The sequence below is a fragment of the Paeniglutamicibacter gangotriensis Lz1y genome, assembly GCF_000348945.1.
GTDB lineage: Bacteria > Actinomycetota > Actinomycetes > Actinomycetales > Micrococcaceae > Paeniglutamicibacter > Paeniglutamicibacter gangotriensis.
On sequence record NZ_AOCK01000010.1, the window covers coordinates 156,223 to 175,272 of the forward strand.

A 19,050-nucleotide genomic window follows, 5' to 3' on the forward strand; every position below is an offset into this window, starting at 1 on the left:
GAAAACTTCGATGATGCTTCCTGTGTCCAATGTCTCGGCCGCAGGGTGTTAACGCGTTGGAGTGTTACTTCATGGTGCGGGTGATTAGTTGACCGGGCCGGTGAGCTTTTCGCCCGGGCCCTGGCCCGGCGCGTCCGGGAACGCCGAGGCTTCGCGGAAGGCAAGCTGCAGCGAACGCAGTCCGTCGCGCAACGGACCGGCGTGCTGGGACCCGATTTCCGGGGCTGCGGAGGTGACCAGGCCGGCCAGCGCGGTGATCAACTTGCGGGCCTCATCGAGGTCCGTGAGCTCTTCTGCGTCGTGGCCCTCGGCCAAACCGCATTTGACCGCGGCGGCGCTCATCAGGTGAACTGCGGCGGTAGTGATGATTTCGATGGCTGCCACCTCGGCGATGTCGCGAATCTCTTCGGCGGCGGGGGTGGAGTCCGGATTGGTTTCAGGAGTACTCATACTGCTAAGCTTTCCATAGACCGACTGAATCCGTGCATTTGGAACAGACGCCCAACGGGTGGATGTGATCAAGTAAGCATGGGTCAGTATGCAAGTGGAGGCCACTCCCACCCGCAGCAGCCGAATCAGGCGGCCGGGTACGTTCGGTACCGATTGATCCCGCGGGATCAATCGGTTGGATGATTTTTCATCGATCGAATTCGAGGCCTTCGCCTGCACCTGCAGCCGAAGGCCTTTCCTTTTGCTGTGGTGGCCTGAAACTACGAACTACTCAGGAGCAACACATTAGCGATCCACGCATTAATGATCGAATCCGCGTCCCAGAGGTGCGGCTTGTCGGGCCTGCCGGTGAACAGGTTGGCATTGTCCGTATTGAGGATGCACTTCGTCTTGCCGTCGAGTCCGACCTTGATCTCGTGGAGGTGGCACCCACTGCCAAGCCTCCCGTGTGCAAGCTGATGGACTTCGGAAAGTACAAGTACGAGGCCGCCGTCAAGGCACGCGAAACTCGCAAGAACCAAACGAACACCGTGCTGAAGGAAGTTCGCTTCCGTCTGAAGATCGATACGCACGACTACGAAACCAAGGTCGGGCACGCACTGCGCTTCCTCGGTGCTGGTGACAAGGTCAAGGCCATGATCCAGTTCCGCGGCCGTGAACAGCAGCGCCCGGAAATGGGTATTCGGCTGTTGAACAAGTTTGCCGAGGCCGTTGCCGAAGTTGGCGTGGTCGAGTCAAGCCCGCGCATCGATGGCCGCAACATGGTCATGGTTGTTGGGCCGTTGAAGAACAAGGCAGAGGCCAAGGCAGAAGCCCGTCGCAACGAACAGCGCGATGCGGACAAGGCCAAGGCAGCGAACCCCGATGCAAAGATCGACACCTCGGAGCCCCAGGGCGACATTGGTGGATCAGTTGCAGATGTGATCGAATCCGACATCATGGAAAAGCTTGCCAAGGTCCGCGCCGAGGCAGCAGCCGAAGAAGCCGCAGCAGCTGCGGCTCCCAAGGTAGCTCCCGTCAGGTCGGCTCCAGTGGTTTCCAAGGCTCCGGCCAAGGCAGCCCCGGTCCGCGATGCGGCCAGTCGTCCGGCAGCTTCAAGGCCTCCGGTTCGTCCGGCGGCTTCCAAGCCTGCGGCAGCCCCGGCTGCGAAGCCGGCCGTTGCAGCCAAGCCCGTTGCAGCACCGAAGCCGATGGCTGTTCCTAAGCCAACGGCCATGCCTCCAAAGCCTGCGGGCAAGCCGGGTCCCAAGCCCGCAACCCGCGCCGCCAAGCCCGGGACGACCAAGTAAGGTCTTCCCGAGCAGGGCGTGCTCGCAAGAGCAACACTAGAACCACGGATTCATCGCAAACGCGGGAGTTCAAAAGATCCCCGGCCCGACAGGACCCCGGGAGCAAGTAAGGAGAACGGCGGATATGCCGAAGTTCAAGACCCACAGTGGCGCCAAGAAGCGCTTCAAGCTCACCGGTAGCGGCAAGATCATGCGCCAGCAGGCTAACCGCCGTCACTACCTGGAGCACAAGTCCTCCCGCATCACCCGTCGTTTGGCTTCTGACCAGTTGGTCGCCAAGGCGGACGTCAAGACCATCAAGCGGATGCTCGGTATCTAACACCCTTCCGTCCGGGACGTCCGAATTGGGACTTCCTACCACTTAAAGATTTTCGTCACTCCGCCACCTTGCGGGAGGGCGGGACAGAAACAAAGGAGTACACACGTGGCACGTGTGAAGCGGGCAGTAAACGCCCATAAGAAGCGTCGCGTCATTTTGGCTCGCGCCAAGGGCTACCGCGGTCAGCGTTCGCGCCTGTACCGTAAGGCCAAGGAGCAGCTGCTCCACTCGTTCGTCTACAGCTTCGGCCACCGCCGCAAGCGCAAGGGTGACTTCCGTCGCCTGTGGATCCAGCGCATCAACGCTGCCTCCCGCGCCAACGGCCTGACCTACAACCGTCTGATCCAGGGCCTGAAGGCCGCTGAGGTCGAGGTTGACCGCCGCATGCTGGCCGAACTGGCCATCTCGGACGCCAACGCTTTCACCGCACTGGTGAACATCGCCAAGGGCGCATTGCCGACCGATGTCAACGCACCGAAGGCTGCTGCCGCTGCCGTTGTTGCCCCTGTTGCCAAGAAGGCTGCAGCTCCGGCCGCAGCATCCACGGAGAAAGCTGACATCGAAGGCGCCGTCAAGGCCGTCGAAGGCGAAGCCGCACCGGAAGGCTACGTCATCAAGGGCAACGCCGGCTCGGGCAAGTACCACGTCCCGGGCTCGACCTGGTACGAGCAGACCGCTGCGGAGTACTGGTTCAACAGCATTGAGTCAGCAAAGGCTGCAGGCTTCGAGCCTGCAGGCGGCGAATCTCGCCAGCAGATCAAAGACGCCTAGTCTTTGAGCTCCTAAAGCTCCTGTCCAAAGGGACGGAATCGTTCGCGATTCCGTCCCTTTGGCGTCTGACCGGTAAAGTCATCTCCATGAATGGCGCCGGATACACCGAAGAAACAATGACCAACGTCCGTGCCGAGCGGGTGCGAGAAGTAGCCAGACTTGGCACACGTACCGGACGCAGCAAGGCCGGAGAATTCCTGGCCGAGGGCCCGCAAGCGGTTCGCGAGGCCATGCGCCTGCATCTGACTCACCTCGAGGAGTCCAAAGCCCCGGTCGTCGGTGCGTTGTACGCCACCGAGGACTGCCTGGACCGGTACCCGGAATTCGAAGAAATGGCCGATAAAGCCCCGGGTCTGCTCACCCGTCTGGTCAGCCCAGAGGTGCTGGCAGCCATGGCCGATACCGTCACGCCCCAGGGCATCGTGGCCGTCTGCCCGCTCCCCGAAACCAGCCTCGAAGATCTCGCTGCCACCCGGCCGAAACTCGTAGCCGTCCTGTGCCGCATCCAGGACCCAGGAAATGCCGGAACGATCCTCCGCGCCGCGGACGCCGCCGGCGCCGATGCGCTCGTACTCACCAGCGGCAGCGTCGATATCTACAACCCCAAGGCCGTGCGCTCCACCGTGGGGTCGATTTTCCACCTGCCAATCATCACCAACGCCGACCTGGGCGAAACCCTGGCCCTGTTTAAATCCCAGGGCGCAACGATCCTGGCCGCCGACGGATACGGGGCCGCGGACCTAGATAAACTCCAGGACGTCAGCGCCGCACGGCGGGCCGGGAGCACCACGGCGCCCGAGGCCGGCCAACCGATGCTGGAGGAGCCCACTATCTGGCTGTTCGGCAACGAGGGAGAGGGTCTGGACGAGACCGAACTGGCGGGTGCCGACCACCGGGTCGCTGTTCCGCTCTATGGGATCGCCGAATCGTTGAACGTCGCAACCGCTGCCACAGTCTGCCTTTACGCTTCGGCACGCGCCCAACGTCGTAGCTAGACACTCCCGCTGTGGCCTGCACCGGGACAAAATACCCGTGCCCTAGGATTAGGGAACGTAGTTGTGCGCCGCGGGGATGAACCCCGGTGGCACCCTGCGGATGACAGCGTCGCACGAGCCTTTGCACGGGCGGACCAGATATTTGACCGAGAAGAAAGCGGGGCCCGCAATGGCGGCATCCGGCGGAACAAAAGCGGTGGTTGCCGCACTGGCGGCCAACCTGACCATTGCGGTATTCAAGTTTGTGGCCTGGGCGATGACGGCCTCGTCCTCCATGCTTGCCGAAGCCATCCACTCGGTGGCCGACTCGGGAAACCAGGTGCTGCTGTTGGTGGGTGGCAAAAAAGCCCGCCGCGAAGCAGACGCGGAGCATCCCTTCGGATATGGGCGTGAACGCTACGTGTATTCGTTCATCGTTTCCATTGTCCTTTTCAGCGTCGGTGGGCTCTTCGCCCTGTACGAGGCCTGGCAGAAGTTCCAGCACCCGCACGGCATTGAAGGCAAATGGTGGTGGGTTCCGCTGGCGGTGCTGATCGGTGCGATCATCGCCGAGTCCTTCTCCTTCCGCACGGCCATCATCGAATCGAACTTGGTGCGCGGGACGCAGTCGTGGCCAAAGTTCGTCAAGACCGCCAAGGCCCCGGAACTGCCGGTGATCCTGCTTGAGGACCTCGGGGCACTTATCGGGCTCGTCCTGGCCCTGTGCGGTGTCAGCCTCACCCTGCTCACCGGAAACGGCATCTGGGACGCCGCCGGAACCGCCTGCATTGGTCTGCTGCTGGTGGCCATCGCCATCGTGCTGGCAGTGGAAACCAAATCGTTGTTGCTGGGGGAGTCAGCAACTGCCGAACACGTCAAACTGATTTCCGCGGCCATCACCGTCAAGGGCGCGAAACTGATCCACCTCAAGACCTTGCACCTGGGGCCAGAAGAAATCCTGGTCGCCGCCAAGGTCTCGGTGCCCCAGGACGCCACAGGCGCCCAGATCGCCGACGCCATCGGTGACGCGGAAGCACGCATTCGTGCCGCTGTTCCGCTCAAGTGCGTGATCTACATTGAGCCCGACATCTTCGGTGCTGTCGACAAAGCCGCGGCCCACACCACTGAGCGGGCGTAAGCCCCATGGCCTACAAGCAGATCGTCGCCGCAGCAATCCTTGATTCGCTCAGTCACCCGCGTAAACTCCTGGCCGCCAGACGCACCTCGCCGCCTGCTTTGGCCGGGCTCTGGGAATTTCCCGGAGGCAAGCTCGAATCAGGAGAAAGCTGTGAGGCGGGGGTGGCCCGCGAACTCGTCGAAGAACTTGGCGTCGAGGTGATGCTGGGGACCGAGGTTTTTGGGCCGGAGCCCGAAGGCTGGGTGCTGAACGAGCACGCCGCGATGCGCGTGTGGTTCGCCGAAATCACCGACGGCACCCCAGACACCTTGGAAGATCACGACCAGTTGGCCTGGGTGGAACTTGACGCCGAGTCGCTCAAGGCCCTGGACTGGATCCCGGCCGACCTGCCAATCGTGCACGCGGTACTCGCTGACACTTTGGCAGGAGCCACTCGTTGATCCTGCTCACGGGCTTCGAACCCTTTGGAGGGGCGGATTTTAATCCGTCCCAGGCCATCGCGGAACGGGCAGCTGACATTCTTCGCCGACAGGGCCACCAGGTGATTACCGCCGAACTACCCTGTGTTTTTGCTACGGCACCTGCAACGTTGGCAGTCTTGCTCGAGCGGTGGCGCCCCCGTGTGGCCATCGGTCTGGGACTGGCAGGTGGCAGGAAGGGCCTCGGCCTGGAGAAAGTCGCCATCAACCATATCGATGCGCGCATCGCGGATAACGCAGGGCAGCAACCGATCGATGTGCCGGTGCGCGAGGACGGTGCCAACGCCTATTTCTCCACGCTGCCGCTGAAGGCGTCCCTGCAGGCTCTCGGCGAACCCGTGGATGGAAGCACCCCAGTGGATGCCGCGATTTCCTATACGGCCGGAAGCTTTGTCTGCAACCAGGTCTTCTATGAACTCATGCACCACCTCGGTGATGTCCCCGAGACTCGAGCCGGATTCATCCACGTGCCCTCGATGGAGGCCACGGATCCGCAGATGGAAGATCTGTCCGGGGCGGTCGCCACCGTGGCACGGTTGGCCTTGGATAACGTGGCCGAACCTCTTTACAGTGCCGGGACCGAATTCTAGGAACCTGGCTGCTGGGCGGTCTCGAGGGGCACCAACCGCCATGTCACCTCGAGGCGCACCGTGTGGGTCTGCTTCCCGGCCACCACCGGCATGGACGAAGAAGCCATGGTCGTAGCTTTGACCCGTGTCAACGGGAAGGCCGGGGCCTCGGCCAACTCACGTATTCGTTGGACTGTGCCAAGTCGGGTCCCGGATAGCTGCGCCAGCTGCTCGGCCGTAGAGCGGGCATCGGCAAAGGCCGCGTCGCGGGCGTCCACCAGCACCGGTGCAGGATCCGATACCTCGGCGCGCAAGGAATGGATGCGTAGCGTGTCCCCGCCGGCCGCAACGGCCGCTTCGAGAACTGCGGGAACCGAATCCACCGCAAGCCCCACGGCCTCCACGGTGGTTTCCGCGTCATAGCCGGCAAACCCCGACTCTTCGTTGCGCCAAGTGCTGCGGGCGGCAAGAGTGATTCCGGTGGTGGACAGCTCGGCGGTCGGCGCCGTACTTCCCACCGCGGCAATAACATCCCTGGCCGCGTCCGAGGCACGCGCAAATGCAGAGGCGCCCTGCAGATGGTGCCCTTGGAGGGTAAACGAAATGTTCATGACATCCGGGACGGCCCAGCTGCTTCCGGTCCCGGGCACGGTGATTCTTGGTGTCTTGCTCATGCGTGGATGCCTCCTGCGGGTGGGACGGGTTTCGGAGTGCTACCGGAGCGCAAGCTGCGTCGGATGCCCGCGGCGAGTACCGGGCCCAGCCTGCGGAAAGGGCGTTCAAGGTAGCCGCCGGCCTGCAGGCCGGCGGCACGTTCAAAGATGTTTCGAGAGGCCGGATCCGAGGTGCGCAACCAGGAATACCCGGCGGCGGCGAAATACAATGGTAGGAACGGTAACCCGAGGCACAACGCATATTGCGTGCAGTGCTTTTCCTCGTGGGCCAGTAACACGGGGTCGGGCTCCTGGACGCTGAGATACTCGCGGAAGAAGACCACGTTTCCCACGGTGAAGGCGCCGGCATGGGGCAGCTTCGGGGTGTAGTTCCGTGCCCAGAAGATTCCACGTTCCCCTCGAGACAGCGGCGAACCTGCGACGTTTGCCAAGGCCAGACCGGCGAGGGTGGATAGATTCAGCCAGTTGGCGAGCTCGCGGGTACGCTGCCAGGTCTCCATGCTTCCCCAGTGTATCCACCCGAAGCAACGCTGCGGCAGGGGGGCCGTCAGAGTGCTGAATTCTTGGGGTAGCCACGTCAACCATTAGGGTTGGAAGCTGAACCGGGGCCTCGTTGCCGAGAGTTGCCCCGCATGCTGAGGAGATTTGATGAAGAAGACCCTATCCGTCATTGGTGTCATGGTGGCATTGGTGTTGAGCCTGACCGGCTGCATGAAGATGGATGTGGATCTGGTGGTTGAAAGCCCGGAAAAAGCCTCCATGGACATGGTCATGGCCTTTGATACCAAGGCCGTCGGCGATGCCAGCGTCGCAGACCTCCTGAAGCAGATGGGCACCAGCGAGGAAAAGCTCTTTGAGAACTTCCCCGAGGACGCACAGAAGAGCCCCTATGAAAAAGACGGATACAAGGGCTACACCTTCAGTGTCCAGGACAGGTCGCTGACCGACATGGGCGACATCTCCGGGGAACTTGGCTCGAAGGTCAATATCGACTTCACCGATGGGCAGTACCACTTCGCTGGCCAAGGCCTTTCCGGTGGCGACACCTCGACCATGAACGAATCCACGATGACGGTGAGCTTCCCCGGTGAAGTGGTCTCCGCCAGCAAGGGCGCGACCATCGAGGGCAATACCGTCAGCTTCGACATGCTCAAGACCCAAGGCGCGATGACGGCGGTAGCCAACCCGAAGGACAACACCACGTTGTACCTGTCCTTTGGCATGGGCGGTCTGGCACTGCTCGGAGCCATCATCGGGGTGTCCCTGATGCGCCGCCCCGAGACGGACTCGCAGCTACACGCTTAGAGATTCTTCACGAGGCCGTCGGTTACTTCGGCGGCCGACAGAAAACCAACAAGGGGACCTTGCGCCGAGAAATTTCTCGGCGCAAGGTCCCCTTTGGTGCTTGCGGGGGAGGATCAGCCCTGTGTGGCGTCGGTGAGGAACTTGCCCACGATCGGGCCTGCGGTCTGCGCGCCTCCGCTGCCGTCGGCGACAAACACCGCCACGGCAAGATCTCCCTGGGCCGCGATCGACCAGGCGTGGGCGTTGCGCTCGCCATCATATTCAGCGGTGCCGCTCTTGCCGATGACCTTGGGACCGGGGATGTCGCGAAGTTCCTTGAGCGTGCCGTGGTCCACAACCCCGGCCATCATCGATGCCAGGTCCTTGGCCTCGTCGGCGGTCAGTGGATTCTTAGGTTTCGGGGCAGCATCGGGCTTGGGATCATCGATCAGGTGCGGGGTGACGGTGCCGCCGTTCTGGATGGAAGCCGCGACGGTGGCCATGCCCAGCGCGGAGGACTGCACGATGCCCTGACCGATGCCGTTGGCTGCCAGTTCGGTGCCGGAGGAATCATCCGGGACCGAGCCAAGGAACGATCCGGCTCCGGTCGAGGGGCTCAGATTCAGCCCCAGGGCTGCCGCCGCGTCGGCCAGTGCCGGGGACTTGGCATCGGCGGCACCCTTTAGGAAGACGGTGTTGCAGGACTGCGCGAGTGCTTCGGAGAGCTGGATCTCGCCCAAGGCCGAGGCAGGGTAGCCGTCGTAGTTCTTGAATTCCTTGCCGTCCACCGTCATGGTGGCAGGGCAAGCGACGGAAGTCTTGGGGGTATCCCCGTTGCGGAGCATCGCCAACGCGGTGATCACCTTGAAGGTGGAACCCGGGGCGTACTTACCCAGCATGGCGGTGTTCTGCGCGTTGTCCTCGGGGCCGGACGCCGCGGCGAGGATCGCCCCGTCCGAAGGCCGAACCGCCACCAAGGCGGCATCAGAGTCCGACTCAGCTACTAGCGACTCGGCAAGCTGTTGCATGTCGCGATCCAGCGTGGTGACCAGGTTCTTTCCATCCACCGCGTCCTGGCTTGCCAACGTGGAGAGAACATTTTTGTCCTGGTCATAGATGTTGATGCTGTAACCCTTGGTCCCGGCCAGCCGGTCTTGGTACGACTTTTGCAAACCCGAGAGCCCGACCTGGTCCCCGGCGTTGACGGTGCCCTTGGAATTGGCCACGATCTCCGCGGTGGCCTCTCCCACTGAGCCCAGAATGGCCCGGGCAAAGGTGCGTGTGGGAGCCAATGGCAAGGTGGCCGGTTGGGCCAGCACCCCGGGGATCGCGTCAAGTTCCTCATCGGTCACGGTGCGATCGATGTCATCGCGCAGCGTGATGGCAACGACGAAGGCCCGCTCGCCTCCGGCTACCACCCGCGCGGCGTAGGGCTCAGGGTCAATCTCAAGCAGTTTGGCCAGGGCCTTGGCCGATGACTCCCACTCGGATTCCTCCACTGCTTCCTTATTGATTCCGATGCGCAGCACCGGCCGATCGGTCACCAGGGCAGCCTTGCTGTCCCCGATGATGTCCCCGCGTGCCGAGCCGCTGGTGCGCTTGGCCACGTATTGGCCGGCTTCCAGCTCCGGTACTGCGATGGAGGGGGAGTAGCGTACGGCCCAGGTATCGGCCTGCTCATCCAGCTCGAGGATAGCGGTGGTGGTGTAGGTCCAGTCGGTGTCGGTGGAATCAATGTCCCAGACCGTGGAATAGGTGGCAGTCGCGGTCTGGGGATCGGCCGAGTCCTCGTCCTCGCTGACCGAGTCCAGGGTGACGCTGCGCTTGATGGATTCCATGGGGGCCAGCGCCGTGGCTAATTCGGCGGTAGCACTGGCGGCATCGGTCCCTGCCAGCGGGACCGCGGACAGGTCTACGTCCTGCAGGGAGGTGGCCAGCAGGGTGGCGGTGGCCTCGGGGGATGGCGGTGCCGAACAGGCGCTGAGGGAGCCTGCCATCAGCAGCGCGGCGGCGGGCAGGGCGAAGGTACGAAGGGCTCGTGACATGAGATAACTATCGCCTAACCCGCTCCCGGCTGTCCACAAAGAGTAAGGGTCGTGACGCGGGTGCACCGCGATTCAGGGCTGGGCGAGATCAGCACCTAGAATAGTGAGCAGAACCAGATACACAATCAACAGTGAAAAGGGCCGTAGAACCCCATGTCTGAACCCACGAGTCCGGAAACGGCCGTCCTTGACGGCCTAGTGCCGGTCGTCCCGCACCCCACCGACGAGGTCGGCGTCAACGTCGCGGTACAAGCAGCGTTGGCGGCTTTTGCCGCCGCAGGCAACCTCGATGAGCTGAAGAGCGCACGTTTGGCCCACTCCGGGGAGAAGTCCCCGTTGTCGCTGGCCAACCGCGAGATCGGCCGCCTAGATAAGAGTGAGAAGGCTGTTGCCGGCAAGCTCATGGGCGCCTCCCGTGGACGGGTCAACAAGGCCCTGGCCGACCGCACCGCGGTGCTGGAGGCCGAGGACGCCGCACGGATCCTGGTTGAGGAAACCGTCGACGTGACGGCTGCCCCGCGCCGCCGCCGTGCCGGTGCCAGGCACCCGCTGTCCACCCTGCAGGACCGCGTCTCGGACATCTTCGTGGGCATGGGCTGGGAAATCGCCGAGGGCCCCGAGGTCGAATCCGAGTGGTTCAACTTCGACGCACTGAACTTCGCTCCGGATCACCCGGCGCGCGAAATGCAAGACACCTTCTTCATCGACCCGGTCGACTCGCATCTGCTGTTGCGCACCCACACCTCCCCGGTGCAGGTCCGCTCCATGCTCGAGCGCGAGGTGCCGATGTACGTGCTGTGCCCGGGACGGGTCTACCGCACCGACGAGCTCGACGCTACCCACACCCCGGTCTTCCACCAGTTCGAGGGTCTGGCCATCGACAAGAACCTGACCATGGCCGATTTGCGTGGCACCTTGGAGCACTTCGCCCGGCAGATGTTTGGCGACGATGCCTCCATCCGCCTGCGCCCCAACTTCTTCCCGTTCACCGAACCATCAGCAGAACTGGATATCTGGCACCCAGGTGCCAAGGGCGGTCCGCGCTGGATCGAGTGGGGCGGATGCGGCATGGTCAACCCCAACGTGTTGCGCGCCGCGGGCATCGACCCGGAGGAGTACTCCGGGTTCGCCTTCGGCATGGGCGTGGAGCGCACGCTCATGTTCCGCAACGAGGTCCCCGACATGCACGACATGATCGAGGGCGATATCCGCTTCAGCGAGCACTTCGGGATGGAGATCTAAGTTATGCGTATTCCCCTTTCATGGCTGCGCGAATACGCGCAGGTTCCGGCCGATGCCTCGGCCGAAGACGTGATGAACGAGTTGGTCAAGGTTGGCCTCGAGGAAGAGGACGTGCACCGTCCCACCGACTCGATAACAGGTCCCATCGTGGTCGGCCAGGTGCTGTCCATCGTCAAGGAGGAGCAGACCAACGGCAAGACCATCAACTGGTGCCAGGTCCGTGTGGTGCCCGAAGGGCAGCCACAGACCTTGACGAACGAGGGAATCGATCCCTCGGGTGTGCAGGGCATCATCTGCGGCGCCCACAACTTCGTCGCGGGTGACAAGGTGGTTGTCACCCTGCCCGGCGCCGTGCTACCAGGAGACTTCAGGATCACCCCGCGCAAGACCTACGGGCATATTTCGGCAGGCATGATCGCATCCTCCCGCGAGCTGGGCATCGGGGATGACCACGACGGCATCATCGTGCTCTCGCGCTTGGGCCTTGACCCGGAGGTTGGCACCGACGCGATGGAGCTGCTCGGTCTCTACGACCAGGCCGCCGAAATCAACGTCACCCCGGACCGCTCCTACGCGTTCTCCATCCGCGGTGTGGCTCGCGAATACGCGCACGCCACGGGCACCACGTTCACCGACCCGGCCTCGCTGGTCACGGTGGATGCGGCAACCGCCGAAGGCCACCCGGTGAAGCTTCAAGATGCAGCTGGCATCTACGGGGTTCCGGGCTGCGACAGGTTCGTCACCCGCAAGGTCACCGGAATAAACCCGGCACTGCCCACCCCTCCGTGGATGGCTAGCCGGCTGAACCTGGCAGGCATGCGCTCGATCTCCCTGGTCGTGGACATCTCCAACTACGTGATGCTGGAACTGGGACAGCCGCTGCACTTCTACGATGCGGACAAGCTCACCGGAGCCATCACCGTGCGTCGGGCCAACCCGTGCGAGACGCTCAAGACCCTGGATACCAAGGAACGCAAGCTGCACGTCGAGGATCTGCTGATCACCGACGAGTCCGGTGCCATCGGCGTGGCCGGTGTCATGGGCGGATCCGCCACCGAGGTGTCGGACACGACCACTTCGGTACTGATCGAGGCGGCGCACTTCGAGCCGATCTCCATCGCTCGTTCGCGTCGCCGCCACAAGCTGCCTTCCGAGGCATCCAAGCGCTTCGAGCGCGGCGTGGACTGGGAAGTTGCCGACGAGGCGGCCCAGCGTGCCGTGGATCTGTTGGTCCAGCTGGCCGACGGCACCGCCACCACGGAGATCACCGACGCGGGCACCCGTCCCGCACCGACGCTCATCGACCTGCCCGCAGGCTTCGCTTCGGCACTGATCGGCATCGAGTACACCGACGAGCAGATCACCTGGGCGCTGGGCGAGATCGGTGCGCAGCTCGAGGAAATTGAGGGTGGGCTGCGCGTCACCGCGCCGTCCTGGCGCCCGGATTTGGCCACCAAGCAGGATCTAGTCGAGGAAATCGCTCGACTGGTGGGCTACCACCTGATCCCCGCCACGTTGCCTACCGCGCCTCCGGGCCGTGGCTACTCCCGTGTGCAGTCCCAGCGTCGCCGCGTCGTGGCCGCCCTGGCAGACGCAGGGCTCACCGAGGTGCTCTCCTACCCGTTTGTCACCAAGGCGCAGAACAACACCTTCGGTGCCCCCGAGGCCGGCGACGTTGCCGCGGTGAAGCTGAACAACCCGCTCTCCAGCGAGTACGGGTTCATGCGCACCTCGATCCTGCCCGGCCTGCTGGGCATCGCACGGCGCAACCACGGCCGCGGATTCCGCGACCTGGCCCTCTACGAGGCAGGCCAGGTGTTCCTGCCCGGCGAGGTGCTGGGCACCTCGTCGATCCCGCCGTTGGGCATTCGTCCCTCCGAGGAGGAGCTGGAAGCGCTGTACAACGGGTTGCCGCACCAGCCGACGCACATTGCAGCGGTGCTCACCGGGCATGATTCTCCGGTGGCGGCGGAACACACCCCGCGCGTCTACGACTGGGCTGACGCCTTGGACGCGGCCAAGCTGGTCGGGGACGTCCTGGGCGTGGAGGTCGTGGTCTCCCAGGGATCACACCAGGCATTCCACCCCGGCCGCACCGCGGCCCTGGCGCTGCGCGATGGCACGTTCATCGGCTACGCCGGCGAGCTTCACCCGAAGCTGCTGGCCGAGCTGGATCTGCCCGAGCGCACCGTGGCCATGGAAATCAACGCCGACGAGCTTTTTGAGGCCGCCGCCGATGTGATCGTGGCCAAGGAAATCTCCACCTACCCGATCTCCACCCAGGACGTCGCCCTGGTCGTGGACGAGGGCATCGTGGCCTCGGACGTGTTGGAGGCCCTGCGCGAAGGCGCCGGTGAACTACTTGAAGACATTGCGCTCTTTGACGTGTACTCCGGCACCGGCATCGAAGATGGCAAGAAGTCGCTGGCCTTCGGCCTGCGCTTCCGTGCCACCGACCGCACGCTGACTGCCGACGAGGCCTCCGAGGCTCGTGCAGCAGCCACGGCCCTGGCGGCCGAGCGCTTCGGTGCCGTGCAGCGCTAGTCTCAGCAACATCTGATCCGGTAGGGGGTCGGCATTCGTTCATCACGTATGTGGTGGCGATGCCGACCCCTGCTGCGTTAAGTTCAATGAGCCGGAATGCTTTGATATGTTCCGAGTGATTTCCCTGGAGAAGCTACGCACTGTCGACAAGGAATGAATCGGATGTACCGGAGGGACGCCCGATGCTGTCGCCCACCATGCTAAGGCTTGATTCCTGGGGCTCTGGAGCCGAGCCTTACCGGCATGCCTAGAGTTGGAAGTTGAAGAGCGAGACCTTCGACCAGTGGCGAACCGGTTTGAAGGATCGCCGAGCTGCTGCTCGTGTCACGGCAAGGATCGATCGCTTGGCCGCGGGAAATCCCGGTGACGTGAAAGCGGTGGGGCAGATGTCTCAGAACTGCGGATTGATGTTGGACCGGGATGCCGGGTGTACTACCTCCAAGATGGTGAACACTTGATCTTGCTGCTCTGTGGGGGCAATAAATCAAGCCAACAGAGGGACATTAGCCAAGCGCTGAGAATCGCCGACGAATGGAAAAGAAATGGGAACAGCAACTGAAGGTTTTAGCCGTTACGACGCTGCCGATTACCTCACTGATCTGGGGGACGCTGCGGCATACCTCGAGGCGGTATTGGAGGAGAGCGACGATCCCGCTATGGTCACCCAGGCACTAGGCGCTATCGCGCGTTCAGGCAACCTCAGTGAATTGGCACGCCGTGTCGGGATGAGCCGTGAAGGTCTGTACAAGGCGCTTTCAGTCGACGGCAACCCGAGCTTCGCCACCATCGTTAAGGTGGTCAATGCCCTTGGTCTCAAGCTCCATTTCGAATCCGCGGGCTGACGGTTCTGTCCTCAGCGAAGCGACATTGCACGGAGGCACTACGATCGCGTGAATCCTCATGGCTGCGCCGAATTCCGGGCACATGCAGGAGACTCGCAGTCCGCACTGATGGCAACGCAGGGGATCGGTGTCGGGAATGCAAAACAGCCGCCGGATTCCTGCACGGTTTCAGGTCGAAGAGCATCCAGGGCCGAGTATGCGGGCCCAGGCGGTCACCCAACATACTCATCGCGCAGATCTTTGATGGCCTCCCGGACAACGGATTGTGCGACCAGGGTTCCGTCTGCGTATTCCAGGACTCCGGCTTCCAGACAAGCCATGATGGAGGCGGATATTTCCCCGAAATGCTTCGCCAACCGGACGTCGATGTCCTCTCCGAGACTCAGCAAGCTGGTTTCCCCGTGGGCCTTGGTCGTGGATGCTTCGGTGGCAACGTCAGTGAGCACGGCCATGAGTTTGTCCGCTCGGCGAAGTCCGGCCAGGCCAGAGATCGGTTTGGCATCTGCCAGGACGAGGATTCTGAGGTAAGCGGTTAGTAGGCTGCGGATTGCTTCGTGGTTCCCCGGATGCTCTTCGTCACGCAGGGTCATCCCCGCATGCGTGGGGTACGGACCGTCATCGTTCTCCCATGCTTCTTCTACATATTCGTCCTCGTCCCCAATGCCTTCGTCCTCATCGGTTTCGAAGAGATCGGCTTCGCCCATGGCGGTGAAAAGATCCATGAAGCACGTAAGCGGAAGTGGGTAGAGACCCGGCGCCAGCAGGATGGGGCCTGCATGGCCCGTGACCGGAAGCGCGAGCGATTCGGTGGAGTTCGGGATGAATTTTCCGTCAAGCATCTCGTCCAAGAGGTGGGCGGCCCACTGCACGAGCGCTATGCCGTGGCCGTGCCTGGCGGGGATGTAGATCGGGCATTCGCGGGGAGTACGGCGGTGGGCAGGGCCGGGAACACGCATCAGCACCAGCATGTGCAGCACATCGAACTCGTTGCTCCCGCGATGCCAGCGGCCGTTGTCCTGCAGGAAGTGCAGGTAGCCATCCAAACGATTCAGGCCCTTGCAGGCCACATCGCTGGGCATGCGGCGGATGGTTTTCAGCATCAAGGCGAAGGATTTCGGGACGAATGCATCGGGGGCGTCAAATGGCCCGATTTTGGCGTAGGACTCCAGCGAGTCGAGCAGCCCGGCCTAGTCCTCGTGGGCCTGGCATGGCGTCACGGTGCGGGTCCTCCAGGCGATGTAGGCAGGTTCCAAGCGGTGAACCCGCTCGAGCCCCGAGGCACGCGAGGGGTGGGTGCTTTGCCTCCGTGACTTCGGGGACTTGCGGTGCTTGCGGCGCAATTGCTTGCTCGTGGTGGTCATGGCCATCCTTGGGTCGGTCGATGCGGGAATCCCAGTGTGGGCCGGACTGTGGGCCAGCGGGCCAGCCGTCCGCAGGGCTGTGGAAAAGTCATCGAACACGCCCGGTTGACCGCCCGGCAACAGGCCGGCCGCACCGACGGCAATCCGGGGTTACAGCCGGCGTTCTCCGGGTTTCTGGCCGGGGCCGGTGGCAGTCGCCCTTCCCGGCGGCCAGCAGGCCAGCAGCCAAGCGTGGGAATAGCGCCAATGCAGTGATCGCATTTCCGGTCACCGGGGCCAAGACCGAAAACCAACGCGTCCTCCCTCCGTGGGCCACTTCCGGCCTCGTGGGATATGCCCGATTCCCACGGCGAGGCCGTCGAAGACCGGGAATCCTTCGAACCACGGGCCCGAAAGCGCTACGACGGCACGTGCGATGGCCAACCGAGAACCTGTTCAGTGCTGCTGTTTCGCTGTGAAACGACTCCGTGCGCGCCGAATCGGGGCCAAACCCCACCACCTCTTCGTATCAAAGCAGGAACGTATGCACCTTGCCCGGCCCGGGGGAAGCGGCATCCGGTGAGGGTGCAGTAACGGGGCATCTGCACCACCCCGCAAACAAGCCACAGCATTCCATGTTCAGAAGGAGCAACCGATGAGCCCCACCTCGAACCCCGATGGCGGCCCCACCCTGGAACCGGTGCCAGACTCCGGATCCGTGCCCGATGCGGAGGAAGCGGGCACGGATCCGCTGGAGCCGGTTCCCTCGGACGGCCGCGATGCCCAGCCCGTCGTGGGCTCGTCCGATGACGGTGCCGCCATGGCGATGGACGATCCGCTGCGCGAGGCCGTCTACGTCGAGGAGGAGGACCTGCCGTTCGTGGATGAGGAAGCCGAGGAGCTCGAAGATGAGGGGGGCCTGCTCGATCCCGAAGCCGATCGGCTGGTCAGCAGGTCCATCGAGGAAGCTGACGAGGAGCTGGGGCGAAGCGCGAGCGAAACGGATGCCGACGAGGCTCTGCCCTAATACGAAATGCTTGTCGACCTCCAGGGCGCCCAGCGGCGCTGGAACGCCCGTGGAAGTTTCCGAAAGATGACTTGGCAGGTGCGTGTTGATCCTAGTCATGTCATCTTTGGTGGCGTATTGGCCAGATGTTTTCTTTCGGAAGTTGTCAGCAGGTTGGTACGAGGGTTTTCCGCTTGTAGGATTCGGCGGGTTTCGCGGCGGCCCTCGAATGCTCGCTCGGCTTCCGTTGGGCGCGCGCGCGTCCCTTGGCGCGTTCCCACAGCTCCAGGTGCCCCTTGGGAGTCCCGGCCGGGAACCATCGAAATGCCAAGGGGGGAGCGGCCCGCTTTGCCATTGTCAGAGGGGTTATCGGGGGAAGATGCCACGGTGCATTTGAGGTGATCCGAAGCTGGGTTTGAGCAGATGGCATTGGTGGAGTTTGACGCTGGACAGAATTCCTGTGTTGTGCGCGAAAAGGAGACTCATCTATGTCCGGCAGCTGGCTCCGGCGGGGGTTGCACAGACACCGGGGCTGAACCGTCACCGAACGAGGTCCCGACGCGGCAGCGCCTACTCGGGATGGTTTCCGCAGCCGTCGCTCCGCCACGTCCTACCGAGAACAAAGGCGGTGTTCTTTCCTTGGCGGGCTGGGATAGGCAATGATGGAGTTGCGGGGCAGAACAGCCCGACTGCAATCGCCTGGCACCACAAGACCGAGTTGCCCGGACCTACGCGAAATCCTCCGCCGTCGGGAACCACCGGCCCGGCCGGGGACACCTCCAGGATCAGCCGACGGACCAGCGACATCGGTGCTGGTGCCGGGCTTCGGATACCACCGAACAACACGCCGAAAGGCCAGCGCATGCCATTTGCCGACCAATTGATCAACGAGTCGACTGTCCTAGACCTCATAGGGTCCCTGGTCGCCGTGGTCCCGGACGCGGGCCTGCCCACGCTGCACCTTGCCGCGCCCGTGATCGAAACACTGGGTTTGCGCGAGCGTGCCGATCTGCTGTGCGACGCCCTGCTCAGCGACCTGCCGGGGGACTATGCCGCCTTGGCCGGCACGATCCGCGCGGCGAGCGAAGACGAAGCTTTCCGCGGCTGGCTGATCTGGCCGGTAACCTCTGCCATCGCTGTCAAAGCAGTCGCAGAGGGCACGACCGCGGCCTTTGATGATGCAGTGGCACTTCTTGCAGAGCTCACCGGCCGGCTCACCGCCGAATTCGCCATCCGCACCCTGCTGCGCCACGACCTTGACCGTGCACTCGAGCTCATCCGGGACTGGACAACCTCGGAAGACCTTGACGTGCGACGACTCGCCTCCGAGGGGACCCGTCCCTATCTGCCATGGTCAACAAGGGTCCCGGAGATCACCGCACGGACGGGGGTGACGATCCCCGTGCTCAACGCGCTCTATCGCGACCCTGAAGAGTATGTGCGCCGCTCCGTGGCCAACCACCTCAACGACCTCAGCCGCGATGCCCCTGCAATGGTCGTGGACACCGCGAGGCGCTGGCTGGCCGAGCCGGATGAAAACACCGCCCGCCTGGTGCGCCACGCGCTGCGGACACTGGTCAAGAAGGGCGATGTGCAGGCCCTGGAACTGCTGGGTTTCGGGCCGGTGTCGGTTGTATCGCAGGCCCGGTGCTCGGTAGCACCACCGTCGAGTTTGGCCGCAGCATCGAGTTCAGCGCGGTGTTGCATAACCGCGGTGACGAGCCCGCCCGCGTGGCCATCGACTACACGGTCTATCACCGCAAGGCCAATGGCGGGCAGACGGGAAAGACCTTCAAACTGGCCACCCGCACCCTTGAACGGGACGAAAAACTCGAGGTCGGACGCGAACACTCCTTCCGGGCGATCGCCACCAGGCGTTATCACCCGGGCATGCACGCGATCAGCGTGCAGGTCAACGGCGTGGAATCGGCGCGGGCGGAGTTTGAACTGCTGACCGAGTCCCCGGCGCCGAAACCCGAGCGGCAGTGAACCGCAGGAACCGCGGGATGCACAGGCCAAAAAGACCCGGGACGGCCGTGGCCGTCCCGGGTCTTTTCAACACGTTGTATTCAGAAGCGCGGACC

The 19,050-nt window shown here is 63.4% G+C and carries 21 protein-coding genes; 14 read left to right on the forward strand and 7 right to left on the reverse strand.

Going from position 1 to position 19,050, the window contains the following annotated elements; genetic code table 11:
* Positions 1-84: 84 nt before the first annotated feature.
* Positions 85-450, reverse strand: coding sequence for a DUF1844 domain-containing protein (locus ADIAG_RS15890; RefSeq protein WP_043475407.1), 366 nt, complete (start codon positions 448-450; stop codon positions 85-87).
* Between the two features lie 326 nt (positions 451-776).
* Between ADIAG_RS15890 and infC the strand changes: the two genes are divergently transcribed.
* The 7 genes from infC to ADIAG_RS15925 all read left to right on the forward strand — a co-directional run bounded on the left by infC (position 777) and on the right by ADIAG_RS15925 (position 6,010).
* Entirely contained in the window at positions 777-1,739 is a 963-nt protein-coding gene (gene infC / locus ADIAG_RS15895; RefSeq protein WP_007272445.1) for a translation initiation factor IF-3, read from the forward strand.
* 124 nt (positions 1,740-1,863) lie between these two features.
* The gene (rpmI, locus tag ADIAG_RS15900; RefSeq protein ID WP_007272446.1) at positions 1,864-2,058 is read left to right on the forward strand and encodes a 50S ribosomal protein L35; all 195 of its coding nucleotides are present in this window, start codon (positions 1,864-1,866) and stop codon (positions 2,056-2,058) included.
* 105 nt (positions 2,059-2,163) lie between these two features.
* The gene (gene rplT, locus ADIAG_RS22695) at positions 2,164-2,829 is read left to right on the forward strand and encodes a 50S ribosomal protein L20, sunset domain variant (RefSeq protein WP_007272447.1); all 666 of its coding nucleotides are present in this window, start codon (positions 2,164-2,166) and stop codon (positions 2,827-2,829) included.
* Between the two features lie 86 nt (positions 2,830-2,915).
* Positions 2,916-3,824 carry a TrmH family RNA methyltransferase gene (locus ADIAG_RS15910; protein WP_007272448.1) on the forward strand — a complete coding sequence of 303 codons (909 nt, stop codon included), beginning with the start codon at positions 2,916-2,918 and terminating at the stop codon, positions 3,822-3,824.
* Positions 3,825-3,993: 169 nt separating this feature from the next.
* Positions 3,994-4,941 carry a cation diffusion facilitator family transporter gene (locus ADIAG_RS15915; RefSeq protein WP_007272449.1) on the forward strand — a complete coding sequence of 316 codons (948 nt, stop codon included), beginning with the start codon at positions 3,994-3,996 and terminating at the stop codon, positions 4,939-4,941.
* A gap of 5 nt (positions 4,942-4,946) precedes the next feature.
* A complete protein-coding gene (locus ADIAG_RS15920; protein WP_007272450.1) occupies positions 4,947-5,381 on the forward strand; it encodes a (deoxy)nucleoside triphosphate pyrophosphohydrolase in 435 nt (144 codons plus the stop codon).
* Positions 5,378-6,010 carry a pyroglutamyl-peptidase I family protein gene (locus tag ADIAG_RS15925; RefSeq protein ID WP_007272451.1) on the forward strand — a complete coding sequence of 211 codons (633 nt, stop codon included), beginning with the start codon at positions 5,378-5,380 and terminating at the stop codon, positions 6,008-6,010. Before ADIAG_RS15920 ends, ADIAG_RS15925 begins: the two co-directional genes overlap by 4 nt.
* Here the strand turns inward: ADIAG_RS15925 and ADIAG_RS20465 are convergent.
* On the reverse strand, positions 6,007-6,663 hold the full coding sequence (locus ADIAG_RS20465) for an SIMPL domain-containing protein (protein WP_007272452.1): 657 nt from the start codon (positions 6,661-6,663) through the stop codon (positions 6,007-6,009). The two genes, ADIAG_RS15925 and ADIAG_RS20465, sit on opposite strands and share 4 nt — an antisense overlap.
* Positions 6,660-7,163, reverse strand: a complete 504-nt coding sequence (locus tag ADIAG_RS15935; RefSeq protein ID WP_007272453.1) for an eCIS core domain-containing protein — start codon at positions 7,161-7,163, stop codon at positions 6,660-6,662. Before ADIAG_RS15935 ends, ADIAG_RS20465 begins: the two co-directional genes overlap by 4 nt.
* A 148-nt stretch (positions 7,164-7,311) precedes the next feature.
* On the opposite strand from ADIAG_RS15935, the gene ADIAG_RS15940 reads away from it, so the two are divergent.
* On the forward strand, positions 7,312-7,968 hold the full coding sequence (locus tag ADIAG_RS15940; RefSeq protein ID WP_007272454.1) for an LppM family (lipo)protein: 657 nt from the start codon (positions 7,312-7,314) through the stop codon (positions 7,966-7,968).
* 113 nt (positions 7,969-8,081) lie between these two features.
* On the opposite strand, the gene ADIAG_RS15945 is transcribed toward ADIAG_RS15940, so the two are convergent.
* Entirely contained in the window at positions 8,082-9,992 is a 1,911-nt protein-coding gene (locus tag ADIAG_RS15945; RefSeq protein ID WP_007272455.1) for a penicillin-binding transpeptidase domain-containing protein, read from the reverse strand.
* A gap of 153 nt (positions 9,993-10,145) precedes the next feature.
* Here ADIAG_RS15945 and pheS point away from each other — a divergent pair, with 153 nt between their 5' ends.
* From pheS to ADIAG_RS15960, 4 genes are all read left to right on the forward strand, one after another.
* Positions 10,146-11,234 carry a phenylalanine--tRNA ligase subunit alpha gene (pheS, locus tag ADIAG_RS15950; RefSeq protein WP_007272456.1) on the forward strand — a complete coding sequence of 363 codons (1,089 nt, stop codon included), beginning with the start codon at positions 10,146-10,148 and terminating at the stop codon, positions 11,232-11,234.
* Between the two features lie 3 nt (positions 11,235-11,237).
* The gene (gene pheT, locus ADIAG_RS15955; protein ID WP_007272457.1) at positions 11,238-13,778 is read left to right on the forward strand and encodes a phenylalanine--tRNA ligase subunit beta; all 2,541 of its coding nucleotides are present in this window, start codon (positions 11,238-11,240) and stop codon (positions 13,776-13,778) included.
* A gap of 427 nt (positions 13,779-14,205) precedes the next feature.
* The gene (locus ADIAG_RS22560; RefSeq protein WP_235045937.1) at positions 14,206-14,337 is read left to right on the forward strand and encodes a type II toxin-antitoxin system RelE/ParE family toxin; all 132 of its coding nucleotides are present in this window, start codon (positions 14,206-14,208) and stop codon (positions 14,335-14,337) included.
* Positions 14,321-14,620 carry an addiction module antidote protein gene (locus ADIAG_RS15960; RefSeq protein WP_007272458.1) on the forward strand — a complete coding sequence of 100 codons (300 nt, stop codon included), beginning with the start codon at positions 14,321-14,323 and terminating at the stop codon, positions 14,618-14,620. Before ADIAG_RS22560 ends, ADIAG_RS15960 begins: the two co-directional genes overlap by 17 nt.
* Positions 14,621-14,832: 212 nt before the next feature.
* Here ADIAG_RS15960 and ADIAG_RS15965 read toward each other — a convergent pair whose 3' ends face one another.
* Together ADIAG_RS15965 and ADIAG_RS21685 are read right to left on the reverse strand one after the other, a co-directional pair.
* Positions 14,833-15,720, reverse strand: coding sequence for a hypothetical protein (locus ADIAG_RS15965; protein ID WP_007272460.1), 888 nt, complete (start codon positions 15,718-15,720; stop codon positions 14,833-14,835).
* A gap of 87 nt (positions 15,721-15,807) precedes the next feature.
* Positions 15,808-15,981, reverse strand: a complete 174-nt coding sequence (locus ADIAG_RS21685) for a hypothetical protein (protein ID WP_161623974.1) — start codon at positions 15,979-15,981, stop codon at positions 15,808-15,810.
* 634 nt (positions 15,982-16,615) lie between these two features.
* On the opposite strand from ADIAG_RS21685, the gene ADIAG_RS15970 reads away from it, so the two are divergent.
* Positions 16,616-16,987, forward strand: coding sequence for a hypothetical protein (locus ADIAG_RS15970; protein WP_007272462.1), 372 nt, complete (start codon positions 16,616-16,618; stop codon positions 16,985-16,987).
* Positions 16,988-17,867: 880 nt separating this feature from the next.
* On the opposite strand, the gene ADIAG_RS22235 is transcribed toward ADIAG_RS15970, so the two are convergent.
* Positions 17,868-18,218 (reverse strand): hypothetical protein, encoded by a 351-nt coding sequence (locus ADIAG_RS22235; protein WP_235045938.1) that lies wholly within the window; start codon positions 18,216-18,218, stop codon positions 17,868-17,870.
* A gap of 395 nt (positions 18,219-18,613) precedes the next feature.
* Between ADIAG_RS22235 and ADIAG_RS22240 the strand changes: the two genes are divergently transcribed.
* Positions 18,614-18,955, forward strand: coding sequence for a hypothetical protein (locus tag ADIAG_RS22240; protein WP_235045939.1), 342 nt, complete (start codon positions 18,614-18,616; stop codon positions 18,953-18,955).
* The last annotated feature ends 95 nt before the right edge of the window (positions 18,956-19,050 follow it).

Bases quoted from the DNA above. Each gene is read 5' to 3' on its own strand.
- ADIAG_RS15890 (WP_043475407.1), bottom strand. From the start codon at position 450: ATGAGTACTCCTGAAACCAATCCGGACTCCACCCCCGCCGCCGAAGAG.
- rpmI (WP_007272446.1), top strand. From the start codon at position 1,864: ATGCCGAAGTTCAAGACCCACAGTGGCGCCAAGAAGCGCTTCAAGCTC.
- ADIAG_RS15910 (WP_007272448.1), top strand. From the start codon at position 2,916: ATGAATGGCGCCGGATACACCGAAGAAACAATGACCAACGTCCGTGCC.
- ADIAG_RS15915 (WP_007272449.1), top strand. From the start codon at position 3,994: ATGGCGGCATCCGGCGGAACAAAAGCGGTGGTTGCCGCACTGGCGGCC.
- ADIAG_RS15920 (WP_007272450.1), top strand. From the start codon at position 4,947: ATGGCCTACAAGCAGATCGTCGCCGCAGCAATCCTTGATTCGCTCAGT.
- ADIAG_RS20465 (WP_007272452.1), bottom strand. From the start codon at position 6,663: ATGAGCAAGACACCAAGAATCACCGTGCCCGGGACCGGAAGCAGCTGG.
- ADIAG_RS15935 (WP_007272453.1), bottom strand. From the start codon at position 7,163: ATGGAGACCTGGCAGCGTACCCGCGAGCTCGCCAACTGGCTGAATCTA.
- ADIAG_RS15940 (WP_007272454.1), top strand. From the start codon at position 7,312: ATGAAGAAGACCCTATCCGTCATTGGTGTCATGGTGGCATTGGTGTTG.
- ADIAG_RS15945 (WP_007272455.1), bottom strand. From the start codon at position 9,992: ATGTCACGAGCCCTTCGTACCTTCGCCCTGCCCGCCGCCGCGCTGCTG.
- pheS (WP_007272456.1), top strand. From the start codon at position 10,146: ATGTCTGAACCCACGAGTCCGGAAACGGCCGTCCTTGACGGCCTAGTG.
- pheT (WP_007272457.1), top strand. From the start codon at position 11,238: ATGCGTATTCCCCTTTCATGGCTGCGCGAATACGCGCAGGTTCCGGCC.
- ADIAG_RS15960 (WP_007272458.1), top strand. From the start codon at position 14,321: ATGGGAACAGCAACTGAAGGTTTTAGCCGTTACGACGCTGCCGATTAC.
- ADIAG_RS15965 (WP_007272460.1), bottom strand. From the start codon at position 15,720: ATGCTGAAAACCATCCGCCGCATGCCCAGCGATGTGGCCTGCAAGGGC.
- ADIAG_RS21685 (WP_161623974.1), bottom strand. From the start codon at position 15,981: ATGACCACCACGAGCAAGCAATTGCGCCGCAAGCACCGCAAGTCCCCG.
- ADIAG_RS15970 (WP_007272462.1), top strand. From the start codon at position 16,616: ATGAGCCCCACCTCGAACCCCGATGGCGGCCCCACCCTGGAACCGGTG.